This is a genomic window from Marinovum sp. 2_MG-2023 (genome assembly GCF_030548265.1).
Taxonomy (GTDB): domain Bacteria; phylum Pseudomonadota; class Alphaproteobacteria; order Rhodobacterales; family Rhodobacteraceae; genus Marinovum.
In genome coordinates, this window is the sequence record NZ_JAUOSD010000001.1 from 370,635 (window position 1) to 390,699 (window position 20,065).

The 20,065-nt window shown below is 60.7% G+C and carries 22 protein-coding genes; 14 read left to right on the plus strand and 8 right to left on the minus strand.

Annotated features, from left to right (window positions below; all coding sequences use genetic code 11):
- The first annotated feature begins 27 nt into the window (after positions 1-27).
- The 3 genes from Q4577_RS01890 to Q4577_RS01900 all read left to right on the plus strand — a co-directional run bounded on the left by Q4577_RS01890 (position 28) and on the right by Q4577_RS01900 (position 3,431).
- Positions 28-624, plus strand: coding sequence for a heme NO-binding domain-containing protein (locus Q4577_RS01890; RefSeq protein WP_244686198.1), 597 nt, complete (start codon positions 28-30; stop codon positions 622-624).
- On the plus strand, positions 624-1,658 hold the full coding sequence (locus Q4577_RS01895) for a diguanylate cyclase (RefSeq protein WP_303466792.1): 1,035 nt from the start codon (positions 624-626) through the stop codon (positions 1,656-1,658). Before Q4577_RS01890 ends, Q4577_RS01895 begins: the two co-directional genes overlap by 1 nt.
- Positions 1,659-1,775: 117 nt before the next feature.
- Positions 1,776-3,431 (plus strand): iron ABC transporter permease, encoded by a 1,656-nt coding sequence (locus tag Q4577_RS01900; protein ID WP_303466791.1) that lies wholly within the window; start codon positions 1,776-1,778, stop codon positions 3,429-3,431.
- 224 nt (positions 3,432-3,655) lie between these two features.
- Here Q4577_RS01900 and Q4577_RS01905 read toward each other — a convergent pair whose 3' ends face one another.
- A complete protein-coding gene (locus Q4577_RS01905; protein WP_303466790.1) occupies positions 3,656-4,666 on the minus strand; it encodes an extracellular solute-binding protein in 1,011 nt (336 codons plus the stop codon).
- A 468-nt stretch (positions 4,667-5,134) separates the two neighbouring features.
- Here Q4577_RS01905 and Q4577_RS01910 point away from each other — a divergent pair, with 468 nt between their 5' ends.
- On the plus strand, positions 5,135-5,737 hold the full coding sequence (locus tag Q4577_RS01910) for a LysE/ArgO family amino acid transporter (protein ID WP_303467460.1): 603 nt from the start codon (positions 5,135-5,137) through the stop codon (positions 5,735-5,737).
- 42 nt (positions 5,738-5,779) lie between these two features.
- Positions 5,780-6,682, plus strand: a complete 903-nt coding sequence (locus tag Q4577_RS01915) for a DMT family transporter (RefSeq protein WP_303466789.1) — start codon at positions 5,780-5,782, stop codon at positions 6,680-6,682.
- Between the two features lie 11 nt (positions 6,683-6,693).
- On the opposite strand, the gene Q4577_RS01920 is transcribed toward Q4577_RS01915, so the two are convergent.
- The gene (locus Q4577_RS01920; RefSeq protein ID WP_303466788.1) at positions 6,694-7,557 is read right to left on the minus strand and encodes a helix-turn-helix domain-containing protein; all 864 of its coding nucleotides are present in this window, start codon (positions 7,555-7,557) and stop codon (positions 6,694-6,696) included.
- 107 nt (positions 7,558-7,664) lie between these two features.
- On the opposite strand from Q4577_RS01920, the gene Q4577_RS01925 reads away from it, so the two are divergent.
- Together Q4577_RS01925 and Q4577_RS01930 are read left to right on the plus strand one after the other, a co-directional pair.
- Complete coding sequence (locus Q4577_RS01925; protein WP_244686211.1) at positions 7,665-7,868, plus strand: DUF2061 domain-containing protein; 204 nt, start codon at positions 7,665-7,667, stop codon at positions 7,866-7,868.
- 59 nt (positions 7,869-7,927) lie between these two features.
- On the plus strand, positions 7,928-8,827 hold the full coding sequence (locus Q4577_RS01930; RefSeq protein WP_244686214.1) for a DMT family transporter: 900 nt from the start codon (positions 7,928-7,930) through the stop codon (positions 8,825-8,827).
- Between the two features lie 20 nt (positions 8,828-8,847).
- Here the strand turns inward: Q4577_RS01930 and Q4577_RS01935 are convergent, their stop codons facing one another.
- Complete coding sequence (locus Q4577_RS01935; RefSeq protein ID WP_303466787.1) at positions 8,848-9,552, minus strand: NUDIX hydrolase; 705 nt, start codon at positions 9,550-9,552, stop codon at positions 8,848-8,850.
- 9 nt (positions 9,553-9,561) lie between these two features.
- Entirely contained in the window at positions 9,562-10,020 is a 459-nt protein-coding gene (locus Q4577_RS01940) for a DUF983 domain-containing protein (RefSeq protein ID WP_303466786.1), read from the minus strand.
- 209 nt (positions 10,021-10,229) lie between these two features.
- Here Q4577_RS01940 and Q4577_RS01945 point away from each other — a divergent pair, with 209 nt between their 5' ends.
- From Q4577_RS01945 to Q4577_RS01960, 4 genes are all read left to right on the plus strand, one after another.
- Positions 10,230-10,922, plus strand: a complete 693-nt coding sequence (locus Q4577_RS01945; protein ID WP_303466785.1) for an EF-hand domain-containing protein — start codon at positions 10,230-10,232, stop codon at positions 10,920-10,922.
- A 157-nt stretch (positions 10,923-11,079) separates the two neighbouring features.
- Complete coding sequence (locus tag Q4577_RS01950) at positions 11,080-11,673, plus strand: RNA polymerase sigma factor (protein ID WP_303466784.1); 594 nt, start codon at positions 11,080-11,082, stop codon at positions 11,671-11,673.
- Positions 11,660-12,052, plus strand: coding sequence for a hypothetical protein (locus Q4577_RS01955; protein ID WP_303466783.1), 393 nt, complete (start codon positions 11,660-11,662; stop codon positions 12,050-12,052). Before Q4577_RS01950 ends, Q4577_RS01955 begins: the two co-directional genes overlap by 14 nt.
- A 2-nt stretch (positions 12,053-12,054) precedes the next feature.
- A complete protein-coding gene (locus Q4577_RS01960; protein WP_303466781.1) occupies positions 12,055-12,585 on the plus strand; it encodes a periplasmic heavy metal sensor in 531 nt (176 codons plus the stop codon).
- 93 nt (positions 12,586-12,678) lie between these two features.
- On the opposite strand, the gene Q4577_RS01965 is transcribed toward Q4577_RS01960, so the two are convergent.
- Positions 12,679-14,109, minus strand: coding sequence for a diguanylate cyclase (locus Q4577_RS01965; protein ID WP_303466780.1), 1,431 nt, complete (start codon positions 14,107-14,109; stop codon positions 12,679-12,681).
- A gap of 92 nt (positions 14,110-14,201) precedes the next feature.
- Between Q4577_RS01965 and Q4577_RS01970 the strand changes: the two genes are divergently transcribed.
- Together Q4577_RS01970 and Q4577_RS01975 are read left to right on the plus strand one after the other, a co-directional pair.
- Complete coding sequence (locus Q4577_RS01970; RefSeq protein ID WP_244686229.1) at positions 14,202-14,486, plus strand: DUF3572 domain-containing protein; 285 nt, start codon at positions 14,202-14,204, stop codon at positions 14,484-14,486.
- Positions 14,483-15,205, plus strand: a complete 723-nt coding sequence (locus tag Q4577_RS01975; protein ID WP_303466779.1) for an HAD family hydrolase — start codon at positions 14,483-14,485, stop codon at positions 15,203-15,205. Before Q4577_RS01970 ends, Q4577_RS01975 begins: the two co-directional genes overlap by 4 nt.
- A gap of 72 nt (positions 15,206-15,277) precedes the next feature.
- Here Q4577_RS01975 and betA read toward each other — a convergent pair whose 3' ends face one another.
- From betA to betI, 3 genes are read right to left on the minus strand one after another with little or no spacing between them, the layout of a single operon-like run.
- A complete protein-coding gene (betA, locus tag Q4577_RS01980) occupies positions 15,278-16,936 on the minus strand; it encodes a choline dehydrogenase (protein ID WP_303466778.1) in 1,659 nt (552 codons plus the stop codon).
- Between the two features lies 1 nt (position 16,937).
- Positions 16,938-18,410, minus strand: coding sequence for a betaine-aldehyde dehydrogenase (betB, locus tag Q4577_RS01985; protein WP_303466777.1), 1,473 nt, complete (start codon positions 18,408-18,410; stop codon positions 16,938-16,940).
- A complete protein-coding gene (betI, locus tag Q4577_RS01990; protein ID WP_303467458.1) occupies positions 18,407-18,985 on the minus strand; it encodes a transcriptional regulator BetI in 579 nt (192 codons plus the stop codon). The genes betB and betI overlap by 4 nt, the downstream gene beginning before the upstream one ends.
- A gap of 100 nt (positions 18,986-19,085) precedes the next feature.
- Between betI and choX the strand changes: the two genes are divergently transcribed.
- Complete coding sequence (gene choX / locus Q4577_RS01995; RefSeq protein WP_244686236.1) at positions 19,086-20,006, plus strand: choline ABC transporter substrate-binding protein; 921 nt, start codon at positions 19,086-19,088, stop codon at positions 20,004-20,006.
- Positions 20,007-20,065 lie beyond the last annotated feature (59 nt).

The following is a 20,065-nucleotide window of genomic DNA, read 5'->3' on the forward strand; positions in this document are numbered from 1 at the left end:
CCATGGTGTGCCCAAAGGAGGCAGGTCATGCATGGACTGATCAATCGCGCGATCCAATGTTTTTATCGCGACACCTATGGTGCGTTGGCCTGGGGTGAGGTCGTGCGGCAATTGGATCTCGATTTTTCGGATTTCGAGCCGATGCTGCATTATGACAGCGCGCTGACACATCGCATGGTCGATGAAATGGCCGCCGCCCTGGGCAAAGAGCGTGAGGCCGTATTGGAAGATGTCGGAACCTATCTGATTTCCAACCCCGAGGTCGAAGCGCCACGGCGCTTGCTGCGCTTTGGTGGCGTGACATTCCTGGATTTTCTGCATTCTCTGGATGATCTGCCTGACAGGGCGCGTTTGGCGGTCGAGGATCTGGAACTGCCGCTTCTGGAATTGCGCGATCACGGGGCAAACCAGTTCAGCCTGTTGTGTTCCGGTGATCTGATGGGCTTCGGGCATGTGTTGGTCGGGGTTTTGCGTGCGATGGCCGATGATTATGGCGCCTTGGTGTTCCTGGAACACACCGGTGTGTTTCACGGCGCCGAGGTCATTGAAATTACCCTGATCGAAGCCGCTTTTGCGGAAGGGCGAAGTTTTGAGCTGGGTGTTGCCCGGGCGGAGGGGCAGTAATGGGACCCAATTGCGACATGTTGGATATGTTCTGTCCGATGCACCTGACGCTGGACCGGGCTGGGCATATTGCCCATGTCGGCCCCACATTGGCGAAATTGCGCCCAGATCAAATCTTGGTCGGGCAACGGTTTCTGGAAGTATTCGAACTGCGCCGACCCCGCAGTGTCGAGGCGATGGCCGATCTTATGGCCCATGCCGGCACCAAGCTGAATCTGCGGTTTCGCGATGGCCAGCAGACCGGATTGGTCGGCGTTCTGGTTGCGCCGCCGGATTTTGGTGGCGGTGCGGTGATCAACCTATCCTTCGGGATCTCGGTGGTTGATGCGGTGGGGGATTACGCCCTGACCGGTGCTGATTTTGCCGCAACCGATCTGACCATTGAAATGCTCTATCTGGTCGAGGCAAAGTCCGCCGCGATGGAGGCGTCTCGCAAGCTGAACCTGCGGTTGCAGGGGGCCAAGATCGCCGCCGAAGAACAGGCCTTCACCGATACATTGACCGGATTGAAAAACCGCCGGGCGATGGATCACGTCCTGTCGCGCGCGGCCTCTGGCGGCGGGCGGTTTGCGCTGGTGCATTTGGATCTCGACTTCTTCAAAGCGGTGAATGACACCAAGGGTCACGCCGCCGGTGATCACGTATTGCAGGAAGTGGCGCGCATTCTGGTGGAAGAAACCCGAACCGAAGACACGGTCGCGCGTGTGGGGGGCGATGAATTCGTGCTGCTGATGTCGGGGCGGATGAACCGCAAGCGGCTGGCGCGCATATCCGAACGTCTTGTCGAACGGTTGGAAAAGCCAATTGTCTTTGGCGAAGACACCTGCCAGATTTCTGCCAGTATCGGCATTGTCCTCAGTGAGGATTACGCCGAACCCGATATTGCGCAAATGCAGGATGACGCTGATTTTGCGCTTTATGCCTCGAAACACCGGGGGCGGGCCTGTCATACTTTTTACGACCTTTCGCTGCGCAATGCGGCCTTTGCCGGCGCCGCGCCGCCCAGCAGCCGTGGGGACAACACATCAAACTAGGGTATTCCGGTGATCCGCCCACCCGCCTGTTTTCCTGCGCGTTCTGCGGTCGGCTTCGGGGCCTCAATCGGCGCTTGGGCCTTGCGCGGGCGATGATAACCTGACAGAAAACCTCGGATGCAAACCGCACCCGCCATATCCACATCCCAGCGTCAGGGTGAGTCGCTTTCGATCCTGAAAACTGCGGCCATGGTTGTGGCGATGCTGTGCCTGTTGCCATTGCTTGCCGTGACAATTGCGGCGGTCACAGGCGGTTTGGACACTCTCTCCCATCTGCTGGAAACGGTTTTACCGCAGTATATCGGCAACACGCTAGTTCTGGTTGCCGCGGTGGCCGGAGGCACCTTGGCGGTTGGCACCGGCGCGGCCTGTTTCGTGACAATGACCGAATTTCGCGGCCGCCGCTTCTTGGAAATCATGCTGGTCGTGCCGCTGGCCTTTCCGGCCTATGTGCTGGCCTATGCCTATACCCATTTGCTCGACCATCCCGGCATTGTCCAATCGGGCTTGCGTGACCTGATGGACTGGGGCCCGCGCGATTATTGGTTCCCCGAAATCCGAAGCCTGGGCGGCGCGGCGATCATGCTGATCCTGGTGCTCTATCCCTATGTCTACCTTTTGGCCCGCACCGCGTTCCTTGGCCAAAGCGCCAGCACGTTTCACGCGGCCCGTGCGCTGGGCAAACCGCCATTACACGCCTTTCTTCTGGTCACATTGCCCATGGCGCGCCCGGCCATTGCGGCGGGGGTCCTGCTGGCCACGATGGAGACCATCGCAGACTACGGTACGGTGTCCTATTTCGGTGTGCCGACCTTTGCCACTGGCATCTACACCAGCTGGTTCAACATGGCGGATCGTGCCGCGGCAGCGCAGCTCTCGCTTGGTCTGCTGGCCTTTGCTCTGACGCTCGCCGTGCTGGAACGGCGGTCGCGCGGGGCGGCGAAATACCACAGTGGCCAGCGGCTGGAACGGCTGACCCGGCTGAAATTGCACGGCATGGCCGAAGGCGCGGCCTGGGTCCTCTGTGCGACACCGGTGGTGCTTGGGGCCCTTGTGCCGATTGTCGCTCTTGTTGTCATGGGGCAGGGCTCTGGTCAGGATCTGTTCAGCCGCCGCTATATCGGATTCCTGCAGAATTCGCTGACCTTCGCAACCACGGCGGCGGTTTTGACGGTCATGGCGGCGGTGGCGTTGGGCTATTACCAGCGGGCCGCACAATCCGGTGCCGCGCGCTGGGCGTTGCACATCGGGCGGATGGGATATGCTGTGCCGGGCGGGGTCATCGCGGTGGGGCTGATGGTGCCCTTTGCCGCCTTTGACAATGCGCTGGATGCGGTGATGCGTGACTGGTTCAACCTCTCGACCGGGCTGTTGTTCACCGGGTCGATCTGGGTGTTGGTCTTTGCCTATATGATCAGGTTTCTCGCGGCGGCCATTGGCGCCTATGAAGGTGGGCAAAGTGCGATCAATCCTAACCTCGACGCCGCGGCCCGGGTGCTTGGCCAGACATCGTATGGCACCCTGCGCCGGGTGCATCTGCCAATCCTGACGCCCTCGCTTCTGACCGCTTTGCTGATCGTCTTTGTCGACGTGATGAAGGAATTGCCCGCGACGCTGATCCTGCGCCCGTTCAATTTCGACACCCTTGCGGTACAGGCCCATCGGCTGGCGGCGGATGAACGGCTTGAGGGGGCCGCGGTGCCCAGTCTGGTGATTGTCGCAGTCGGGCTTCTGCCGGTGATCTTGCTGTGTCGCCGGGTTGGGCGGCAATAAGCCGGCCCCAAGCCACCGGGCACCCATTCCGCAATCACGCGGCTCTATTCATCTGACCAAAAATATCCCGGGGGGTGCGGGGGGCTGGCCCCCCGTCTGAACCAGCGGGCGTTGCGCGGTGATTCTGCTGGGCTTTGGACCGGCCTTTTGGGCGGTGCTTTCGCTAGACAAAAACGCCCCGCCTGTTGCCAGGCGGGGCGTTTGTTCGCAAATCGACGTCCGGGTTATTCCCAGCCGGCTTCGTTGAACAATTTCTGCGCTGTCGGGTTTTGCTCTCCGAGCACCGACAGGTTCAGATCATCTGCGCGGAACAGGCCAAGCCGTGCCGGAACTTCCGCCAGTGCAATGCCGGGAACCGCCGCATATTCGTTGTTCTGATTGGCGAAATAGGCCTGCGCGTCATCGGTGGCGAGGTATTCCAGAAACGCCACCGCATTGTCCCGGTTGGGGGCATTTACCGCAACGCCAGCGGCTGCCACGTTCACATGTGCGCCACGGTCGGATTGGTTGGGGAACACCCAGCCGATGTTTTCAATGCCATCCGACAGACCGTCAACACCACTCGCAAGACCGCGCAGGAAGTAATAGGTGTTGGTCACCGCAATTTCGCATTCGCCCGACACGATGCCGCGCAGCTGGTCGGTATCACCGCCCTGGGGGTCACGCGCCATATTGGCTACAACGCCTTTGGCCCAGTCCAGCGCAGCCTCTTCGCCATTGGCGTCAATGATCGACGCCATCAGCGACTGATTGTACACATTGCTCGACGACCGGATGCAAACCTGGCCTTCATAGGCGGCGTCGGTCAGATCTTCGTAGGTCAGCGGCGGGTTTTCGACGTCATTTTTGTCATAGAAAATGATCCGTGCACGTTGCGAAAAGCCGAACCAATGCCCGTCGGGGTGACGCAGATGCGCAGGGATACGGGCGTCCAGCACGTCAGAGTCGACAGCCTGCAACAGACCGGCCTCATCCGCGCGCCAGATGCGTCCGGCATCAACCGTCAGAAAGACGTCAGCGGGTGAATTTGCGCCTTCGGCGGTCATCCGCGCGATCAGCTCGTCGGCATTGGCTTCGATCCGGTTGACCTCGATCCCGGTCTGTTCGGTGAAGGCCTCATAGAGCGACTCGTCATTGTCGTAGTGACGCGACGAATAGATATTGACCGAACCTTCGGCCAGAGCTGCGCTGGCAACGGTGAGGGCAAGGATTGACGTTAGGGCCGTCCGGGTCATCGGGCTCTCCTGTTTGATGAATTCTTACTGAAATACTCAGTATTAAATTGGCTTCGCTGTCGCAACAGTAATCTGACTAATTTTATTGGTTTATCGCGGCATCGGTGGTTTTGGTGGATGCAAAACATCACCGGGGAGTTATTGTCGCCGTGGTCGGCTGCGCGTGGTCACGCGCATCTATCTGACTTTAAACCAAATACTTCGGGATTGCGCTGTGGCGATCCCAAGGTGGGCCAGTTCGGGCCAGGGCGGGCGAGTGTGGACCAGTGCCCAGAACACAATGGGTTTACATCTTTCTTGGTGGTGGGGGCCGTGTCCTGGCATTGGGGCGGGGCATCCTGAGGTGATCCGGGCTTTCTGCTTGACGCCTTCGCCACACATATGGACAAGCAATTGGACTTGAACCTGGACCTGGACGGGGCTTTCCCACCCAGCCTGTCCCAAAACATCGGCAAGGTAGCGGAACACATGGATGCACAGGCGGCACTGGCGGGATTTGCCTTGGGGTTTTCGCTGATCTTGGCGATCGGCGCGCAGAACGCATTTGTGTTGCGTCAGGGCCTGCGCGGGGCGCATGTGCTGGCCGTGGTGCTGGCCTGTGCGGTCAGTGACGCGGCGCTGATTGCGGCCGGGGTTGCGGGGTTTGGCGCCCTGGCCGAGGCGGTGCCGCTGTTTGAAACCGTGATGCGTTGGGGCGGGGCGGCTTTTCTTGTCTGGTATGGTGCGCGCAATTTCCGGGCGGCGCTGGCGGGGGGCAGTGCGCTTATGGATCAGGGCGACACCACGCAATCGCTGCGCGCGGCGGTGCTGACCTGTCTGGCGCTGACCTGGCTTAATCCACATGTCTATCTGGATACGGTGGTGCTGATTGGGTCGATTTCGGCGCAATACGAAGACAGATTGGCCTTTGCCTTGGGGGCGATGTCCGCCAGTTTCGTGTTTTTCTTTTCGCTCGGCTATGGTGCGCGGGTGTTGCGCCCGTTGTTTACCTCGCCCCGCGCCTGGCAAGTGTTGGATGTGGTGGTGGGTCTGACAATGTGGGTGATCGCGGCAAAGTTGATTTTTGGCTGATCTCTCTTGCAAGTTCCGGCTGTGCCGGTCTTGATGCGCGTCATGACAGGCATGAAATCAAATCCGGTTGCCGGGACACTTTGGATGCTGGTCACCGGGCTTTGTTTTGTCGCGGTGACGGCGCTTGTGAAATACCTCGACAATGCTGTGCCCGCAGCCGAGGCGGCATTCCTGCGCTATCTTCTGGGCCTGGTGTTTCTGGTGCCAATGGCCAAGACCCTGCTGGCCACAAGGATGAGCAGGCGGCAATGGTCGCTGTTTGCGGCGCGCGGCGGGGTGCACACCCTGGGTGTGATCCTGTGGTTCTTTGCGATGACGCGCATTCCAATCGCCGAGGTGACGGCGATGAATTACCTGTCGCCGGTTTATGTCACCATCGCGGCCGCCTTGTTTCTAGGGGAAACCCTGGCCAAGCGGCGGATCATTGCGGTGGCCGTCGCCCTGCTTGGGGCGCTGATCATCCTGCGCCCCGGATTTCGCGAGGTGAACCCCGGCCATCTTGCCATGCTGGGCACGGCGATGTTGTTTGCGGTGTCTTACCTGATTGCCAAAATCGTCGCGGATGAGGTTTCGCCGTCGATGGTGGTGGGCATGCTGTCGGTGACCGTGACCATCGGCTTGGCGCCCTTTGCCTTTGCCGTGTGGGTTACGCCGGATCTCTGGACCCTTTTGACCTGTTTCGGGATCGCCTGTTTTGCCACGGGCGGGCATTTCGCCATGACATTGGCTTTTCGCTCTGCACCTTTGACCGTGACCCAGCCGGTGACGTTCCTGCAATTGGTCTGGGCGGTGCTTTTGGGGGCGGTGGTCTTTGGCGAACCGGTTGACCCGGTTGTGGTCCTTGGCGGTGCGTTGATCCTTGCATCGGTGGTGTTCATCACGCTGCGCGAGGCGCAGTTGAAACGCCGTGCGGTCACGCCCGGGGTCAATGCGCCCAAGACCTGAGGCTTGGCTGTTTAGCCCTGAACCTCGGTCAGGAGCTGGCCAATGTGGTCGGAAATGTCACGGGCGGGCACACTGGCCTCGCGCACGAGATGGTCAAAATGCGTGGTGATCGCCCGCACCCGGTCAACATGGCGAAACGTCAGATAGTTGCTGCCAAGATAGATCACCGCCTGTAGCGGGCCAAAGATGGTCAGCGGCGCGGAATAGAGCCTGCGGGCGTCAAACAACGACATCCGCAAACGGGGATAGAGCTGGCGGGTCAAACGCTGAAGGCGCTCCAATTGTTCCAGCCGCACATCCAGCGCCAGCCCGGCGTAATATCCGGTGGCCCGGGCAAAACTGTCGATCTCGTACAATGGCACCGCCATTTCGTAATCCGAGGCTGAGTCGCGCATCCAGTCCAGCCGCTCGTTCGAGGCGGTGATCGCCTGTTCGGCTGTGCGCCCAAGGTGCGGCGTGAATTCCCACGACAGCACCGCGCGGGTTTTCAACATGTCGGGCAGGGCGGTGGGCACATGGCGGATCTTGTAGCCGTCGGCCTCGCGGTGCCAATCGAAAATCTGCTCATCCACCAGGGCGCGCGGCGCTTTGGTGATGTGAAAGGCATTGGCGACGATATGGGCCGCACTTTCCGGGCGATCAGACAGCCCCAGAAGCCAATCGGCGGACACCCCCAGCGCGCGGGCGCATTCCGCCACGACCTGGGCGTTGGGCAGGCGCGCCCCGGACCCGGACAAAAGCTGGGACACTGTGGACCGGTCGACGCCGATGTCGCGTGACAGGGCGCTTTGGTTTGATCCGGCGCGGGTCATCGCCTCTTCCAATCGGCTGCGGAACAGGTGGGCACGGTCACGTTTGTCGATTTTTGTATTCATGTGGTGATAATTATCACAGATGCTGAATTTTGTTAATCACATTCAGAATGTTCCACAACCATTGCGCCCAGTAGCAAGGAGGCACAGCACAACAACAGGAGGATGCAATGGAAACCAAGCAACGCACATTGGTAAAAGGGGTTCTTTGGATCTTGATGGGTTTGGTGGTGATGAGCCTTGTGGGCATCGCATTCACCGGGTCAATGGCGGTTGGCGGCACAATGGCGCTGGTCAATTCCGGCATCGGCTTTGTCACCTATGTGCTCTATGAACGGCTTTGGGCCGGAATTGGCTGGGGGCGCCGCGCCTGATCGCGTCATTCCGGCGATAAGCCTCTGGCCTATCGCGCGGTTTCTGCGCAGATAGGCGCATGGACCTTTGGATATTCGTGACCCTTGCAGCGGCTTTTTTTCAAACGCTGCGTTTCATACTGCAAAAACACCTCAGCGCCGCCGCCCTGTCTGCGGCGGGGGCGACATTTGCGCGGTTTGTCTATTCCGCGCCATTGGTGGCGCTTGGGGTCGCGGCCTATCTCTGGATCGGGGACACAGCGCTGCCAGCGATTTCTGCCCGGTTCTGGCCTTATGCCATTGCCGGCGGGGTGTCGCAGATCCTTGCGACGGTCTGTGTCGTCATGCTGTTCAAATCGCGCAATTTCGCGGTTGGCATCACCTTCAAAAAGACCGAGGTCATCCAAACCGTATTGGTTGGACTGGTGGTCTTGGGCGAAGGGGTGTCGCCGTTGGGATTTGGCGCAATCCTGGTTGGTCTGATCGGGGTGTTGGTGTTGTCGGTCACGCCGGACACCGCCGTGTCATGGCGCAATCTGGGCAATCGCGCCGTGGCGCTGGGGCTGACGTCGGGGCTGTTTTTTGCCATTTCCGGCGTCACCTATCGCGGGGCCACTCTGGAAATCGCCAGCGATGATCCCCTGTTGCGCGCCGGTGTGGCCCTGGCGATTGTTACTGCGATGCAAACCTGCGCCATGGCGGTCTGGTTGGGCTGGCGCGAGCCGGGCGAAGTGGCGCGCGTTTTGCGCGTGTGGCGCATTGCGGGGCTGGTTGGCGTGACGTCGATGTTGGGGTCACTTGGGTGGTTCACGGCCTTCACCCTGCAAAACGCGGCTTACGTGAATGCCCTGGGGCAGGTGGAATTGGTGTTTTCCATTCTTGCGACCGTGTTCGTGTTTCGGGAAAAGATTTCCAGCCGCGAGATGCTGGGAATTTCGTTTCTGGCGGTGTCGATTCTGGCGCTGGTGATGGTGGCCTAGGGGCCGTCAAGGCCGCACCATCACGATGGCATCGGCTGGCCCCGCAGGCGCAGGAACAGGCTTTGTTCATCGTCGTTGCGGAAAAACGGCACCGATTTCGGCGGCGCCGGATCATCAAGGCGCGCGGCGACTTCGGCCAGAACGACCTCGGTGATGAACGGCAGATCCAGGGCGCGCACCTCGTCCAGCGCGGCCCAATGCAGGTGGCTAAGCTCGTCACAGGCGGCAGAGAAATCATCAAGATCCGAAGCGATGTCACCGGCATCAATCAAAAAGAAACGCGCATCAAAGCGGCGCGGACGGCCCGGCGGTGTGATGGCCCGAAACACGAATTGCAGCGGCGCTGCATCCGGCAGCAGGCCCTGCTCGGCAAAGGCCTGCCATTCGTCGGGCGCATCGCCGTGCCATTTTCCGGGCAAGCCCAGCAGCAGGCCGGTTTCTTCCCATAATTCACGGATCGCCGCCGCGCCGATGGCGTGGGTGCGGTCGTCTTCACAATCCTCGCGCAGGCGGTCCACGCAGGGCAGGGCAAGCGGCCGCGCCAGCGGCACATCGCCGTCCGCCGCATCAACCGCCCCCCCGGGGAAGACGAATTTATTCGGCATAAAGGCCGCCTTGTCCCCACGCTGGCCCATCAACACCTTGGGCGCAGTCGTGCGGTCGCGCAGCACGATAACCGTGGCGGCATCCCGAATGCGGGTCTTGTCGGTGGTGGTGCTGTCCATCCTGTCCCCTTAGGGGCCAGTGGCCCCAATGCGCCCGTCCACGGGCGTGTCATCGTCCTGCCGGCCAAAGCCATGCATGCGCTTCACCCATTGATAGGCGACAACCGCGCCTTTGAGTCTGGGCAGAAGATAAAGCGACAGCGCGACGCTTCCAACGGCAAAGATCGTGAACAACATCATCGGATCCGGGCGATAGGCCGTAAAGGCCACCAGCAGCAGCGGTGCCATCAAATGCCCGACAATCAGGATCGTCAGATAGGCCGGCCCATCGTCGGCGCGATGGTGATGCAGCGGTTCGCGGCAGACCACACAGGTGTCACGCACCTTCAGATAGCCTGACAGCAGCGGACCGTTGCCGCACTTGGGGCATTTGCACCGCCACCCTTTCCAGAGCGTCGGCCAAAGATCGCGTTCCGCAGCGGGTTTGGCGGCGGGCGTGTTCATGTCTTCGAGGTGAACTGTCGTCATCGTATCATTCTCCAATGCGGCAACCCTAGGCCAGGTTCGACGTAATGGACATGCGGCAAAACATACGTGTGGTGGCATGTCGCGGTCACGCCCTCGTGATCAAAAAATTTTCCAACCCTGCGACGGAACCGGCAGCACCACGCGTTTGACTGTCAGATCGCGGGCCAAACGGGCCATGTGATCAATACAGGAAACGAAAGGAAACCAAGATGAGCAAGACACGCAGCACACTGATCGGATCGGTCCTCGTCGCCGCGATTGCGCTCAGCGTTCCGGCAACTGGCGCGCTGGCCAAAGGCGGCGATCATGGCCGCATGGGCGGCTTTCATGGCGCGGCCGGAATGACGTTTGAGGATTTCGATCTTGATAGCGACGGCAGCCTGACCAAGGAAGAGCTGAAGAACATCGCGCAGGTCCGCTTCAACAAGTTGGACAGCGATGGCGATGGTCAGTTGAGCGCCGCCGAGCTTGAAGCCGCCGCGGAGGCGAAACGCGCCGCGCGCTTCACCCGCATGATCGACCGGATGGACAGCGACGGCAACGGCACGCTGAGCGCCGAAGAAATGCAGGCCGGTCAGGACAAGATGCGCAAAGGCGGCAAACAGGGCCACGAACATGCGCGCGGCAAAAACGATGAACGCGGCAAAGATCACCGCATGGGCAAACGTGACGGCGAGCACCGGGGTGAACACCGTGGCGAAATGCGCGGCGGCGAAATGCGCGGTGGCGACCGTCAGGACCGTCGTGAAGCGCGCGGCGAACAACGCTTTGAGCGGATGTTTGCGCTGGTAGATGTCGACGGCAATGGCACGATTTCGAAAGAAGAATTCGACTCTGCCAAGACCCGGCTGGAAGCCGCACGCGGTGGAAAACAAGGTCAACCGGCCCCCGCGGCCGAGTGATCCCGTGATAGGAAGGCGGTTGATTGCATCCCGGCCGTCTTCCTGGTCCGCGTCTCTTCCCGCATCGCGGGGAGAGACGTTCAATGGGTGATGCAGGGGATATGCCAGAGGAACTCTGCCATTCCCAAGAGACATAAAAGAGTTTAGCCACCGGGACATGCACATGCCTCTGGATGCACATAACGGGGTCGGGGACGAAGCGCTTTTGGTGCTTTACGCCAATGGTGACGCCGCCGCAGCACGGGAACTGACCCTTCGGTTGACGCCGCGGGTTTTTGGTCAGGCGTTGCGCATGCTGGGTGACCGGGCCGAGGCCGAGGATGTGACCCAGGACGCGCTGTTGCGCCTGTGGAAAATCGCGCCGGACTGGCGTCAGGGCGAGGCCCAGGTGACAACATGGCTGTGGCGGGTGGTGGCCAATCTGGCGACCGATCGCCTGCGCAAACGTCGCCGTGTCGCGCCGCTGGAAGATGCCGGGGAACCGGCGGATGAAACCGCCAGCGCAGAGGCACAGATGCAAACGGCGTCGCGCCGCGCCGCATTGGCCGGGGCCCTGGCCGAATTGCCGGATCGGCAACGCCAGGCGGTAGAGCTGAGGCATTTCGAGGGGTTGGGTAACCCCGAGATCGCCGCCATACTGAAGATTAGCGTGGACGCTGTAGAAAGCCTGACCGCGCGCGGCAGACGGGCGCTTGCCCGTGCGCTGAAGGGCCGCAAGGCAGAACTGGGGTATACCGATGACGAGGTCTGAAACCAACCGCGACGACATCTTTCTCGATGCGCTTTTTCAGGAAGAGCGCGCCGCACGCAATGCCGACATGCCGGAGGTTTCGGCGGATTTGTTGGCGCGGGTGTTGGGCGATGCGGAAACGATACAGGCCGGATTTGACAATGCGCCCCTGCCAGAGCGCAAAGCTGCCGCCCTGCGCCCCGGTTTCTGGGCGCAGGTCAGTGCCGCGATTGGCGGCTGGCCGGCGCTGGCGGGGCTGGTGACCGCTTCGGTATGCGGCCTATGGCTGGGGATCAGCCCGCCTTCGGGTCTGAGTGATACGGCGGCACTTTATTACACCGACGAATTGGCAATGTTCGACCCGATGTCGGGGTTCGATTTTGACCTGGAGGAAGGTTGATCATGGCAAATGACACCGGGAAATCGGGGCAATCCGGTCAGGCCAACAACGACACCAAACCCCGGCGGATGTCGTTGGGGCTGCGGGTTGTGTTCTTTATGTCGCTGGCGTTGAATCTGGCGATTGCCGGGATCGTGGCGGGCTTTGTCTTGCGCGGTGGCCCGGATCGGGACGGGCCGAAACATATCCGCGATGTTGTTGCCCCCTATACTCAGGCGCTGAGCAAGGAAGACCGCCGCGAGCTGGGCCGCAAGTTTTTCCGCGATGCGCGGGCGGGGCTAAGCCGCGAGGAGCTTCATGCGCGTATCCGTGCAGAATATAACGAGGCGTTGGATCTATTGCGCACCGAACCATTTGACCGTAACGGGTTTGGCGCGGTTCTGGAACGCCAGAACATGCGTGCCGAAGACCGCAACCGCAAGGGGCAGGCGTTTCTGATTGACCATGTGGCGGGGATGAGCGCGGCGGAAAGGGCGGCATATGCCGCGCGGGTTGCCGAAGCGCTGGAACGTGGAAAACGCGACCGCAAATAACGTGACTGTAAATAACGTGACTGCAAATACACGAACCGCGCGCATCGGTTGATTTTGGGCTGTGCTGTCAGGCGGTGGTGTCAGGCTGTGATTTCAGGCCGCTGGGCGGCTCAATTCTACCTGATTGCGGCCATGGGCCTTGGCCTCGTACAGGGCACCATCCGCGCGGTGCAGCAAGGTTTCCGCCCGCATGTCCGAAGTCATGTGGCATGCATCGCCGTCGGCAAACGGGCTGGTGTCGGGGATGGCCATGGTCACCCCGATGGACACTGTGATCGGGATCGGCAGATCGTGTTTGGGCAGATAAAAAGGCTTGTCCGCCACAGCCGAGCGGAGTCGATGCGCGGCGGATTGCGCCGTGGTCCCGGAGGTGTCGGGCATGGCGATCAGGAATTCCTCGCCGCCGATCCGTGCCACCAGATCCACGGCCCGCAGTTGGGCGCGAAATCGGTTCGCCACTTCGGCCAGCACCGCATCGCCGGCGGCGTGGCCAAATTGATCGTTGACCTGTTTGAAATGGTCGAGGTCCGCCACCATAAGCGCAAAGGGCCGCCCCAGCCGTTTGGCACGTTCGGCAATACGGGCCACATGCGGCAATGCATACCGGCGGTTGTACAGCCCTGTCAGCGGGTCTGTGACCGCTGCACGCAGCCCCTCGCGCACGGTGCTGCGCAACCGGTCCGACATGCGTTTGCGTGCCACCAAACGATCCGTGCGCAGGGCAATTTCATCGACCGAAATTTGCTGTGGCGCGACATCATCCGCCCCCAGATCCAATGCGGCGGCCGCAACCTGGCCATGGGGATCAGAGGTCAGGACTAGAATGCCGGAATATCTGGTGCTGGCGCGGGCGCGCAAATTGGGCAGGATCTGAAGATCGGCCTCGGGATCGTCATCGCCAAGCGACACCACCAAGGCATCTGGCGCGACGATATTATGCCCGTTTGTGTCCGGTCCATTGTGAAAGACGTCGCGCGGCGACAAAAGATCCACCCGATGCGGCACGATCGCCCGCAGGGCCGCCATGCGGCCGGCCACGCCACGGCGATTGACGGCCATCACACCAATCTTGGCCGGTGCATCAAACGAGGACTGCATTTCCGCCAGCCCCAGGGCGCGATGGGTGCTTTCGCGCATCCGCAGTTCCGTGGCGGTTTCCTGTGCGCGTGACAGCGACCGCAACCGCGCCAGCAAAAGCGCATCACAACAAGGTTGTTCCAGAATGGCGCTGGCCCCTGCTGCCAGAATCTCAAGCCGGAATTCGGCCCCGGTCTCTGTTGTCTGAACGATGATCGGGCAATTTTCGGTGGCCGACAATTTGCGGAATTCGCGACACAACTGCGCGGCCGGCATATCGTTTGATCCGCCAAGGATAATCAAGGACGGCGGGCTGCGGCGCACCCGCTCCAGCGCCTCTGCTCCGGTGACGGCCTGAGATACTTGGTAAAAGGCGGCTGCAAGTTTTACCTTCAGCACGATACGGTTGGTCGCAACCGAATCGACAATGAGAATTTCACGCGCCATTGTGTAACCTCACCTTTGAACAAAACTTTCCTTATCTTTTTGTTTGGAAGTGTTAACAAATCCTTTCCGCAATTCATAAATGGAGTCTTAACATGGCTTTTTCGCGGGAAACCGCCGAAACACTGGCGCTTCGGGCGTTGTCCTGGCTGGTCACAGAGGACGATTTGGTCGGCGTCTTCCTGGGATCCAGCGGCATGGACGAAAAAGATTTGCGCGAAAGCGCCGGCGATCCAGAGTTTTTAGGATCAGTTTTGGACTTTATCTTGATGGATGACGCTTGGATTATTCGGTTTTGTGATGGTCAAAACCTGCCTTATGATCACGTGCGACTGGCGCGTGCCGCGCTTCCGGGTGGGGAACAGATACATTGGACGTGACGCGCAGACGCAATATCGCGGCCATATGTTTTGACAAGGATGGCACCCTGTTTCATTTCTCGGCCACCTGGGATCATTGGGCCGGCGGGGTGATTGATGCGCTGGCGACCGATGCTTCGGGCCGTCGTGACGAGGGGCGGCGCGACGCATTGGCCGCGGCGGCGCGGTATGATCTGGCGGGGCGGACCTTTTTGCCCGACAGCCCGATTATCGCAGGCACCAACCGGCAAGCAGCAGAATGCATTGCCGCCGTCCTGCCGGAGCGGGATGTCGATGATATCGAGTTCTATTTGATGCAAAGCGCGCTTGATGCGCCGGTGCAGGAGGCGGTGCCGTTGGACCCCTATCTGGCGGGGCTGAGAGAGCAGGGATTTCGGCTTGGTGTTGTGACCAATGACACCGAGGCCGGGGCGTTGGCGCATCTTGGCGCGGTGGGCGTCACCGGGCGGTTTGACTTCATCGCCGGATTTGACAGCGGCCATGGCGCCAAGCCGGAGCCAGAGCCGCTTTTGGCCTTTGCCGCTGCGGTGGATGTCCCGCCCGACAGGGTCGTGATGGTCGGCGACAGCACCCATGATCTTCTGTCCGGGCGCCGCGCCGGCATGGTTTGTGTCGGGGTGTTGACCGGCCCGGCCAAGCGGGCCGAGCTTTTGCCTTATGCGGATGTGGTGCTGGACGATATTGGCGCCTTGCCGGGGTGGCTTGCCGCGCCTGAATGAGCGGGCAAATCAGCGTGAGCGGGGCGCACCGGGTGCGCAAACGGGGGGGGGAGAGCGCGGTCCAAGCGCGCCCTAGCGTTGTTGGCTGTCCCAATGCGGATGTTGCCAGGGCGGGGTTGTGTCACGCGGCAGCGGCGCGCGGCCCAGGATATGATCCGCCGCCTTTTCCCCCACCATGATCGACGGCGCATTCAGATTGCCGTTGGTAATTCTTGGGAAAATCGAACTGTCCGCCACCCGAAGCCGCTCTACCCCGATGACCCGGCATTCCGGGTCGACCACCGATTGCGGGTCATCCAGTGATCCCATGCGGCAGGTGCCACAGGGATGATAAGCGCTTTCCACATGTTCGCGAATGAAGGCATCAAGCTCTGCATCGCTTTGAACATCCGCGCCCGGCTGGATTTCATGCCCGGCATAAGGCGCAAACGCCTTCTGGGCAAAGATCTCACGCGTGAGGCGGATACAGGTGCGGAAATCCTCCCAATCCTTGGCGTGGGACATATAGTTGAACAGAATGCGCGGATCGTCGGCGGGATCGGCGGAATTCAACATGACCGACCCGCGTGAGGGCGAGCGCATGGGCCCGACATGGGCCTGAAAACCATGGCCTTCGGCGGCGGCGCGCCCGTCATACCGCACGGCAATCGGCAGGAAGTGATATTGAATATCGGGGTAGGGCACCCCGGCGCGGGACCGAATGAAAGCCGCGCTTTCAAATTGGTTGGAGGCTCCCGGTCCCTTGCGAGTCAACAGCCACTGCAACCCGACCCAGGCCTTGCCAAAAAGGTTCCAGTATTTGAACAAGGACACCGGTTGGGTGGCGGCCATCTGGATGTAGAGTTCCAGATGATCCTGCAGGTTCATGCCAACGCCGACACGATTGGCCACCACATCAATGCCATGCGCCGACAGATGCGCGCCAAGACCAATGCCCGACAACATCAACAGCTTGGGGGAATTGATTGCAGAGGCGGCAAGGATCACTTCGTTGCGGGCATGGACGACCTCACGCGTGCCACGGCGCAGGACTTCGACACCGGTGGCGCGCTTGTCCTTGATCACGACCTTGCAGGCCAACCCGCGCAGCAATGTGCAACGCCCCGTTGCCTGTGCCGGGCGCAGATAGGCCCGGGCGGCGGACCAGCGTTCGCCTTTGTGGATGGTCGAATCCATCGGGCCGAAACCTTCTTGTTTCTGGCCGTTGTAATCCTCGGTTGTTTCGTAACCCGCTTGTTTGCCCGCCTCGACAAAGGCGCGCACCAATGGGTTTTTCCGCCCGCCACGCGTGACATGCAGCGGCCCCTTGTCGCCGCGCAAATGCGGCTCTCCGCCTTGACCGGCCGGATCCCATGTTTCCATACGATTGAAATAGGGGGCGACATCGGCATAGGCCCAGCCGCGCGCGCCGCTGCTGTGCCAATAATCGTAATCGCTGGCATGACCGCGCACATAGACCATGCCGTTGATCGACGACGACCCGCCAATCACCTTGCCACGTGGACAGGCCAGCCTGCGGCCACCAAGGGCCGGTTCCGGCGCGCTTTCAAATCCCCAGTTATAACGCCGCATGTTCATCGGAAAGGACAGCGCGCCGGGCATCTGAATGAACGGCCCGGCATCGCTGCCGCCGTATTCGATCACGATTACGGAATGCCCGGCCTCGGTCAGCCGATAGGCCAGCGCACATCCCGCTGAACCGGCGCCAACGATGACATAATCGGCCTCCATCTTAAAACGGGGCTTCGATTGGGGTCATGCGCACGAAGACCGATTTCAATTGCGAATAATGCTCGATCGCGGCCTTGGCGTTTTCGCGCCCGACACCGGACATTTTCGACCCGCCAAACGGCACTTCGACAGGGGCGTCGTTGTAGGAATTGATGAAACAGGAACCGGCATCCAGCGCCCCGATCACACGGTGGGCGCGGGTAATGTCGCGGGTAAAGACCCCGGCGGACAGGCCAAATTCGCTGGCATTGGCGCGGGTCACGGCCTCGGCCTCGTCCTCGAACTTCAGCACCGACAGAACCGGGCCAAAGATCTCTTCTTTTGCGATTGTCATGTCGTCGGTCACATCGGCAAAAACCGTGGGCGCGACCCAGAAACCGGGGCCCGACATCTCGGTTTCGCCGGCCACCAGCCGCGCGCCTTCTGCGCGACCTTTTTCGATGTATCCCAATACCTTGTCACGTTGTGCGGCGCTGACCAACGGGCCGAAATTCACCTCGGGGTTCTGGGGGTCACCGTGTTTCACACCCGCCAGACGTTCGGTCAGACGTGCGACAAAAGCATCGTAAATTCCGGCCTGGACAAACACCCGTGTGCCATTGGAACAGACCTGGCCCGAGGAATAGAAATTGCCCAGAATGGCCCCGGACACCGCATCGTCCACCACGGCGTCATCAAAAATCAGTAAGGGGGACTTTCCGCCCAGCTCCATGGTCACATTCTTGATGCCCTCTGCGGCGGCGGCATAGACCCGGCGGCCGGTGGGCACCGATCCGGTCAGCGACACCTTGGCGATACGCGGGTCCGCGATCAGCTTTGCTCCGACATCCCCCAGCCCCTGCACCACGTTGAATAACCCCGGAGGCGCGCCGGCCTCGACCAGGATTTCCGCCACCTTCAAGGCGCACAGTGGTGTGGTTTCCGACGGTTTGAACACCATGGCATTGCCACAGGCCAGCGCCGGGGCGGCCTTCCAACAGGCGATCTGGGTCGGGTAATTCCAGGCGCCGATCCCGGCACAGACCCCCAAGGGCTCGCGGATTGTATAGGCCCAATCGCCCCCCAGCGGGATATGTTCCCCGGTCAACGAGGCCGCCAAACCACCGAAATATTCCAATGCATCCGCCGCCGATGTGGCATCCGCGACCGAAGTTTCCTGATAAGGTTTGCCGGTGTCATAGGTTTCGAGTTGGCTAAGCTCGTGATTGCGGGCGCGCAGGATGTCGGCGGCCCGGCGCAGCACCCGGCCGCGTTCGGTGCCACTGCGTGCCGCCCATTCCTTTTGCGCAACAACCGCCGCGGCAATCGCCTGATCCAGCACCGCGTCGGTCGCGCCATGGACCCGGGCAATCTGCTCTCCGGTATAGGGATAGATCACTGCAATTTCCGGCCCAGAGGCATCTTCGACATAATAGCCGCCGACAAAATGGCTGGCTTTGGGCTGAGGGTCCGGGAGGTGCAGGGGCCGGGTCATTGCGCCGTTCCTTTAAGTTCCATGTCAATTTGTTGCATCACGATTGCGATGGCGTGTTTGCCGTCCGGCGCCTTGCTTTGTGCTTCGCGCAGGTAGAGACCGTCGATCATTGCAGCTATTCTTTCCGCGACCGGGCCGGGAGATTCAACCATGGGGCGCAATGCGTGTCTTAGGTTCGACCTAAGGCGGATCTGGTAAATGGCAAGCAAACGCGCGGCTTCGGGCGACGAAAGCGCCAGCGCATAGAAGTTCATCCAGGACACAACCACCGCATAGTCGAAGTTGCCACCTGAAAATCCTGCCTCTACGATGGCCGCAAGCCGGCGCCGCGGGGTGTCGGCCTGACGCAGAGCATCGCGCACATCGCGGCCATAGGCGGAAAGAATATGAACCATTGTCGCCAGGAAGATCTGGTCCTTGCCACCAAAATAATGGTGCGCCAGCGCCGACGACACGCCCGCACGTTTGGCAATCGCCGAGACAGTGATATCAAGCGTGCCTTTCGCACCGACTTCGGCGATGGTGGCCTCGATCAGAGCTTGTCTTCGGATGGGTTGCATTCCGACCTTGGGCATGGCGGTCTCTTTTGGGTTGGCGTTTGCAGCATTGCGGACTTGGCAGTATATGTTATTGATTGACGGGTCAGTCAATAAAAAATCAGGGAGAACTTAACCAATGAAACTGAAACTGACGGCGTCCGTTCTGGCGCTTGGGATTGCTGGGCCGGTTCTGGCCGATTGCGATACGATCAATTTCTCTGATGTGGGCTGGACCGACATCACGGCCACCACGGCAGCCACCACAACGGTGTTGCAGGCACTGGGATATGACACCGACATCAAGGTGCTGTCGGTCCCCGTGACCTATACGTCGATGGCAAAAGGCGACATTGATGTTTTCCTCGGCAACTGGATGCCGACCATGGAAGGCGATATCGCATCCTACCGCGAGGCCGGAACGGTCGATACCGTGCGCGCCAATCTGGAAGGAGCGAAATACACCCTGGCCGTGAACAAGGTCGCCGCCGATCTGGGCATCGCCAGCTTTGCTGATATTGCGGGCCAGATGGACGCGCTGGAAGGCAAGATTTACGGCATCGAAGCGGGCAATGACGGCAACCGTCTGATCCTGTCGATGATCGAGGAAAACGCCTTTGGTCTGAAAGATTTCGAAGTGGTCGAAAGCTCTGAGCAGGGCATGTTGGCCCAGGTCGCGCGCGCCGATCGCCGCGAAGAGCCGGTTGTGTTCCTTGGCTGGGAACCGCACCCGATGAATGCCAATTTCGAAATGTCCTATCTGACGGGGGGCGATGATTACTTTGGTCCCAACCTCGGCGGCGCGACAGTATATACCAACACATCGGCCGGCTATGTCGATGCCTGCCCGAATGTGGGTAAGCTTCTGACCAACCTGGAATTTACCCTCGCGATGGAAAACGAGATCATGGCCTCGATCCTCGACGAAGGCAATGATCCGGCGGATGCGGCCAAGACCTGGCTGGCGGCCAATATGGGCGTGCTTGACGGCTGGTTGGACGGTGTGACCGCCAAGGACGGCGGCGACGCAATGATGGCTGTGAAATCGGCGCTGGAGTGACACCTCTGCGCACAACTCAGGGGCTCGCCGATTGGCGGGCCCTTTTGGCAGACCCGGAC

Coding starts and splice junctions, on each gene's coding strand:
- Q4577_RS01890 (WP_244686198.1), top strand. CDS start 28: ATGCATGGACTGATCAATCGCGCGATCCAATGTTTTTATCGCGACACC.
- Q4577_RS01895 (WP_303466792.1), top strand. CDS start 624: ATGGGACCCAATTGCGACATGTTGGATATGTTCTGTCCGATGCACCTG.
- Q4577_RS01900 (WP_303466791.1), top strand. CDS start 1,776: ATGCAAACCGCACCCGCCATATCCACATCCCAGCGTCAGGGTGAGTCG.
- Q4577_RS01905 (WP_303466790.1), bottom strand. CDS start 4,666: ATGACCCGGACGGCCCTAACGTCAATCCTTGCCCTCACCGTTGCCAGC.
- Q4577_RS01910 (WP_303467460.1), top strand. CDS start 5,135: ATGGATGCACAGGCGGCACTGGCGGGATTTGCCTTGGGGTTTTCGCTG.
- Q4577_RS01915 (WP_303466789.1), top strand. CDS start 5,780: ATGACAGGCATGAAATCAAATCCGGTTGCCGGGACACTTTGGATGCTG.
- Q4577_RS01920 (WP_303466788.1), bottom strand. CDS start 7,557: ATGAATACAAAAATCGACAAACGTGACCGTGCCCACCTGTTCCGCAGC.
- Q4577_RS01925 (WP_244686211.1), top strand. CDS start 7,665: ATGGAAACCAAGCAACGCACATTGGTAAAAGGGGTTCTTTGGATCTTG.
- Q4577_RS01930 (WP_244686214.1), top strand. CDS start 7,928: ATGGACCTTTGGATATTCGTGACCCTTGCAGCGGCTTTTTTTCAAACG.
- Q4577_RS01935 (WP_303466787.1), bottom strand. CDS start 9,552: ATGGACAGCACCACCACCGACAAGACCCGCATTCGGGATGCCGCCACG.
- Q4577_RS01940 (WP_303466786.1), bottom strand. CDS start 10,020: ATGACGACAGTTCACCTCGAAGACATGAACACGCCCGCCGCCAAACCC.
- Q4577_RS01945 (WP_303466785.1), top strand. CDS start 10,230: ATGAGCAAGACACGCAGCACACTGATCGGATCGGTCCTCGTCGCCGCG.
- Q4577_RS01950 (WP_303466784.1), top strand. CDS start 11,080: ATGCACATGCCTCTGGATGCACATAACGGGGTCGGGGACGAAGCGCTT.
- Q4577_RS01955 (WP_303466783.1), top strand. CDS start 11,660: ATGACGAGGTCTGAAACCAACCGCGACGACATCTTTCTCGATGCGCTT.
- Q4577_RS01960 (WP_303466781.1), top strand. CDS start 12,055: ATGGCAAATGACACCGGGAAATCGGGGCAATCCGGTCAGGCCAACAAC.
- Q4577_RS01965 (WP_303466780.1), bottom strand. CDS start 14,109: ATGGCGCGTGAAATTCTCATTGTCGATTCGGTTGCGACCAACCGTATC.
- Q4577_RS01970 (WP_244686229.1), top strand. CDS start 14,202: ATGGCTTTTTCGCGGGAAACCGCCGAAACACTGGCGCTTCGGGCGTTG.
- betA (WP_303466778.1), bottom strand. CDS start 16,936: ATGGAGGCCGATTATGTCATCGTTGGCGCCGGTTCAGCGGGATGTGCG.
- betB (WP_303466777.1), bottom strand. CDS start 18,410: ATGACCCGGCCCCTGCACCTCCCGGACCCTCAGCCCAAAGCCAGCCAT.
- betI (WP_303467458.1), bottom strand. CDS start 18,985: ATGCCCAAGGTCGGAATGCAACCCATCCGAAGACAAGCTCTGATCGAG.
- choX (WP_244686236.1), top strand. CDS start 19,086: ATGAAACTGAAACTGACGGCGTCCGTTCTGGCGCTTGGGATTGCTGGG.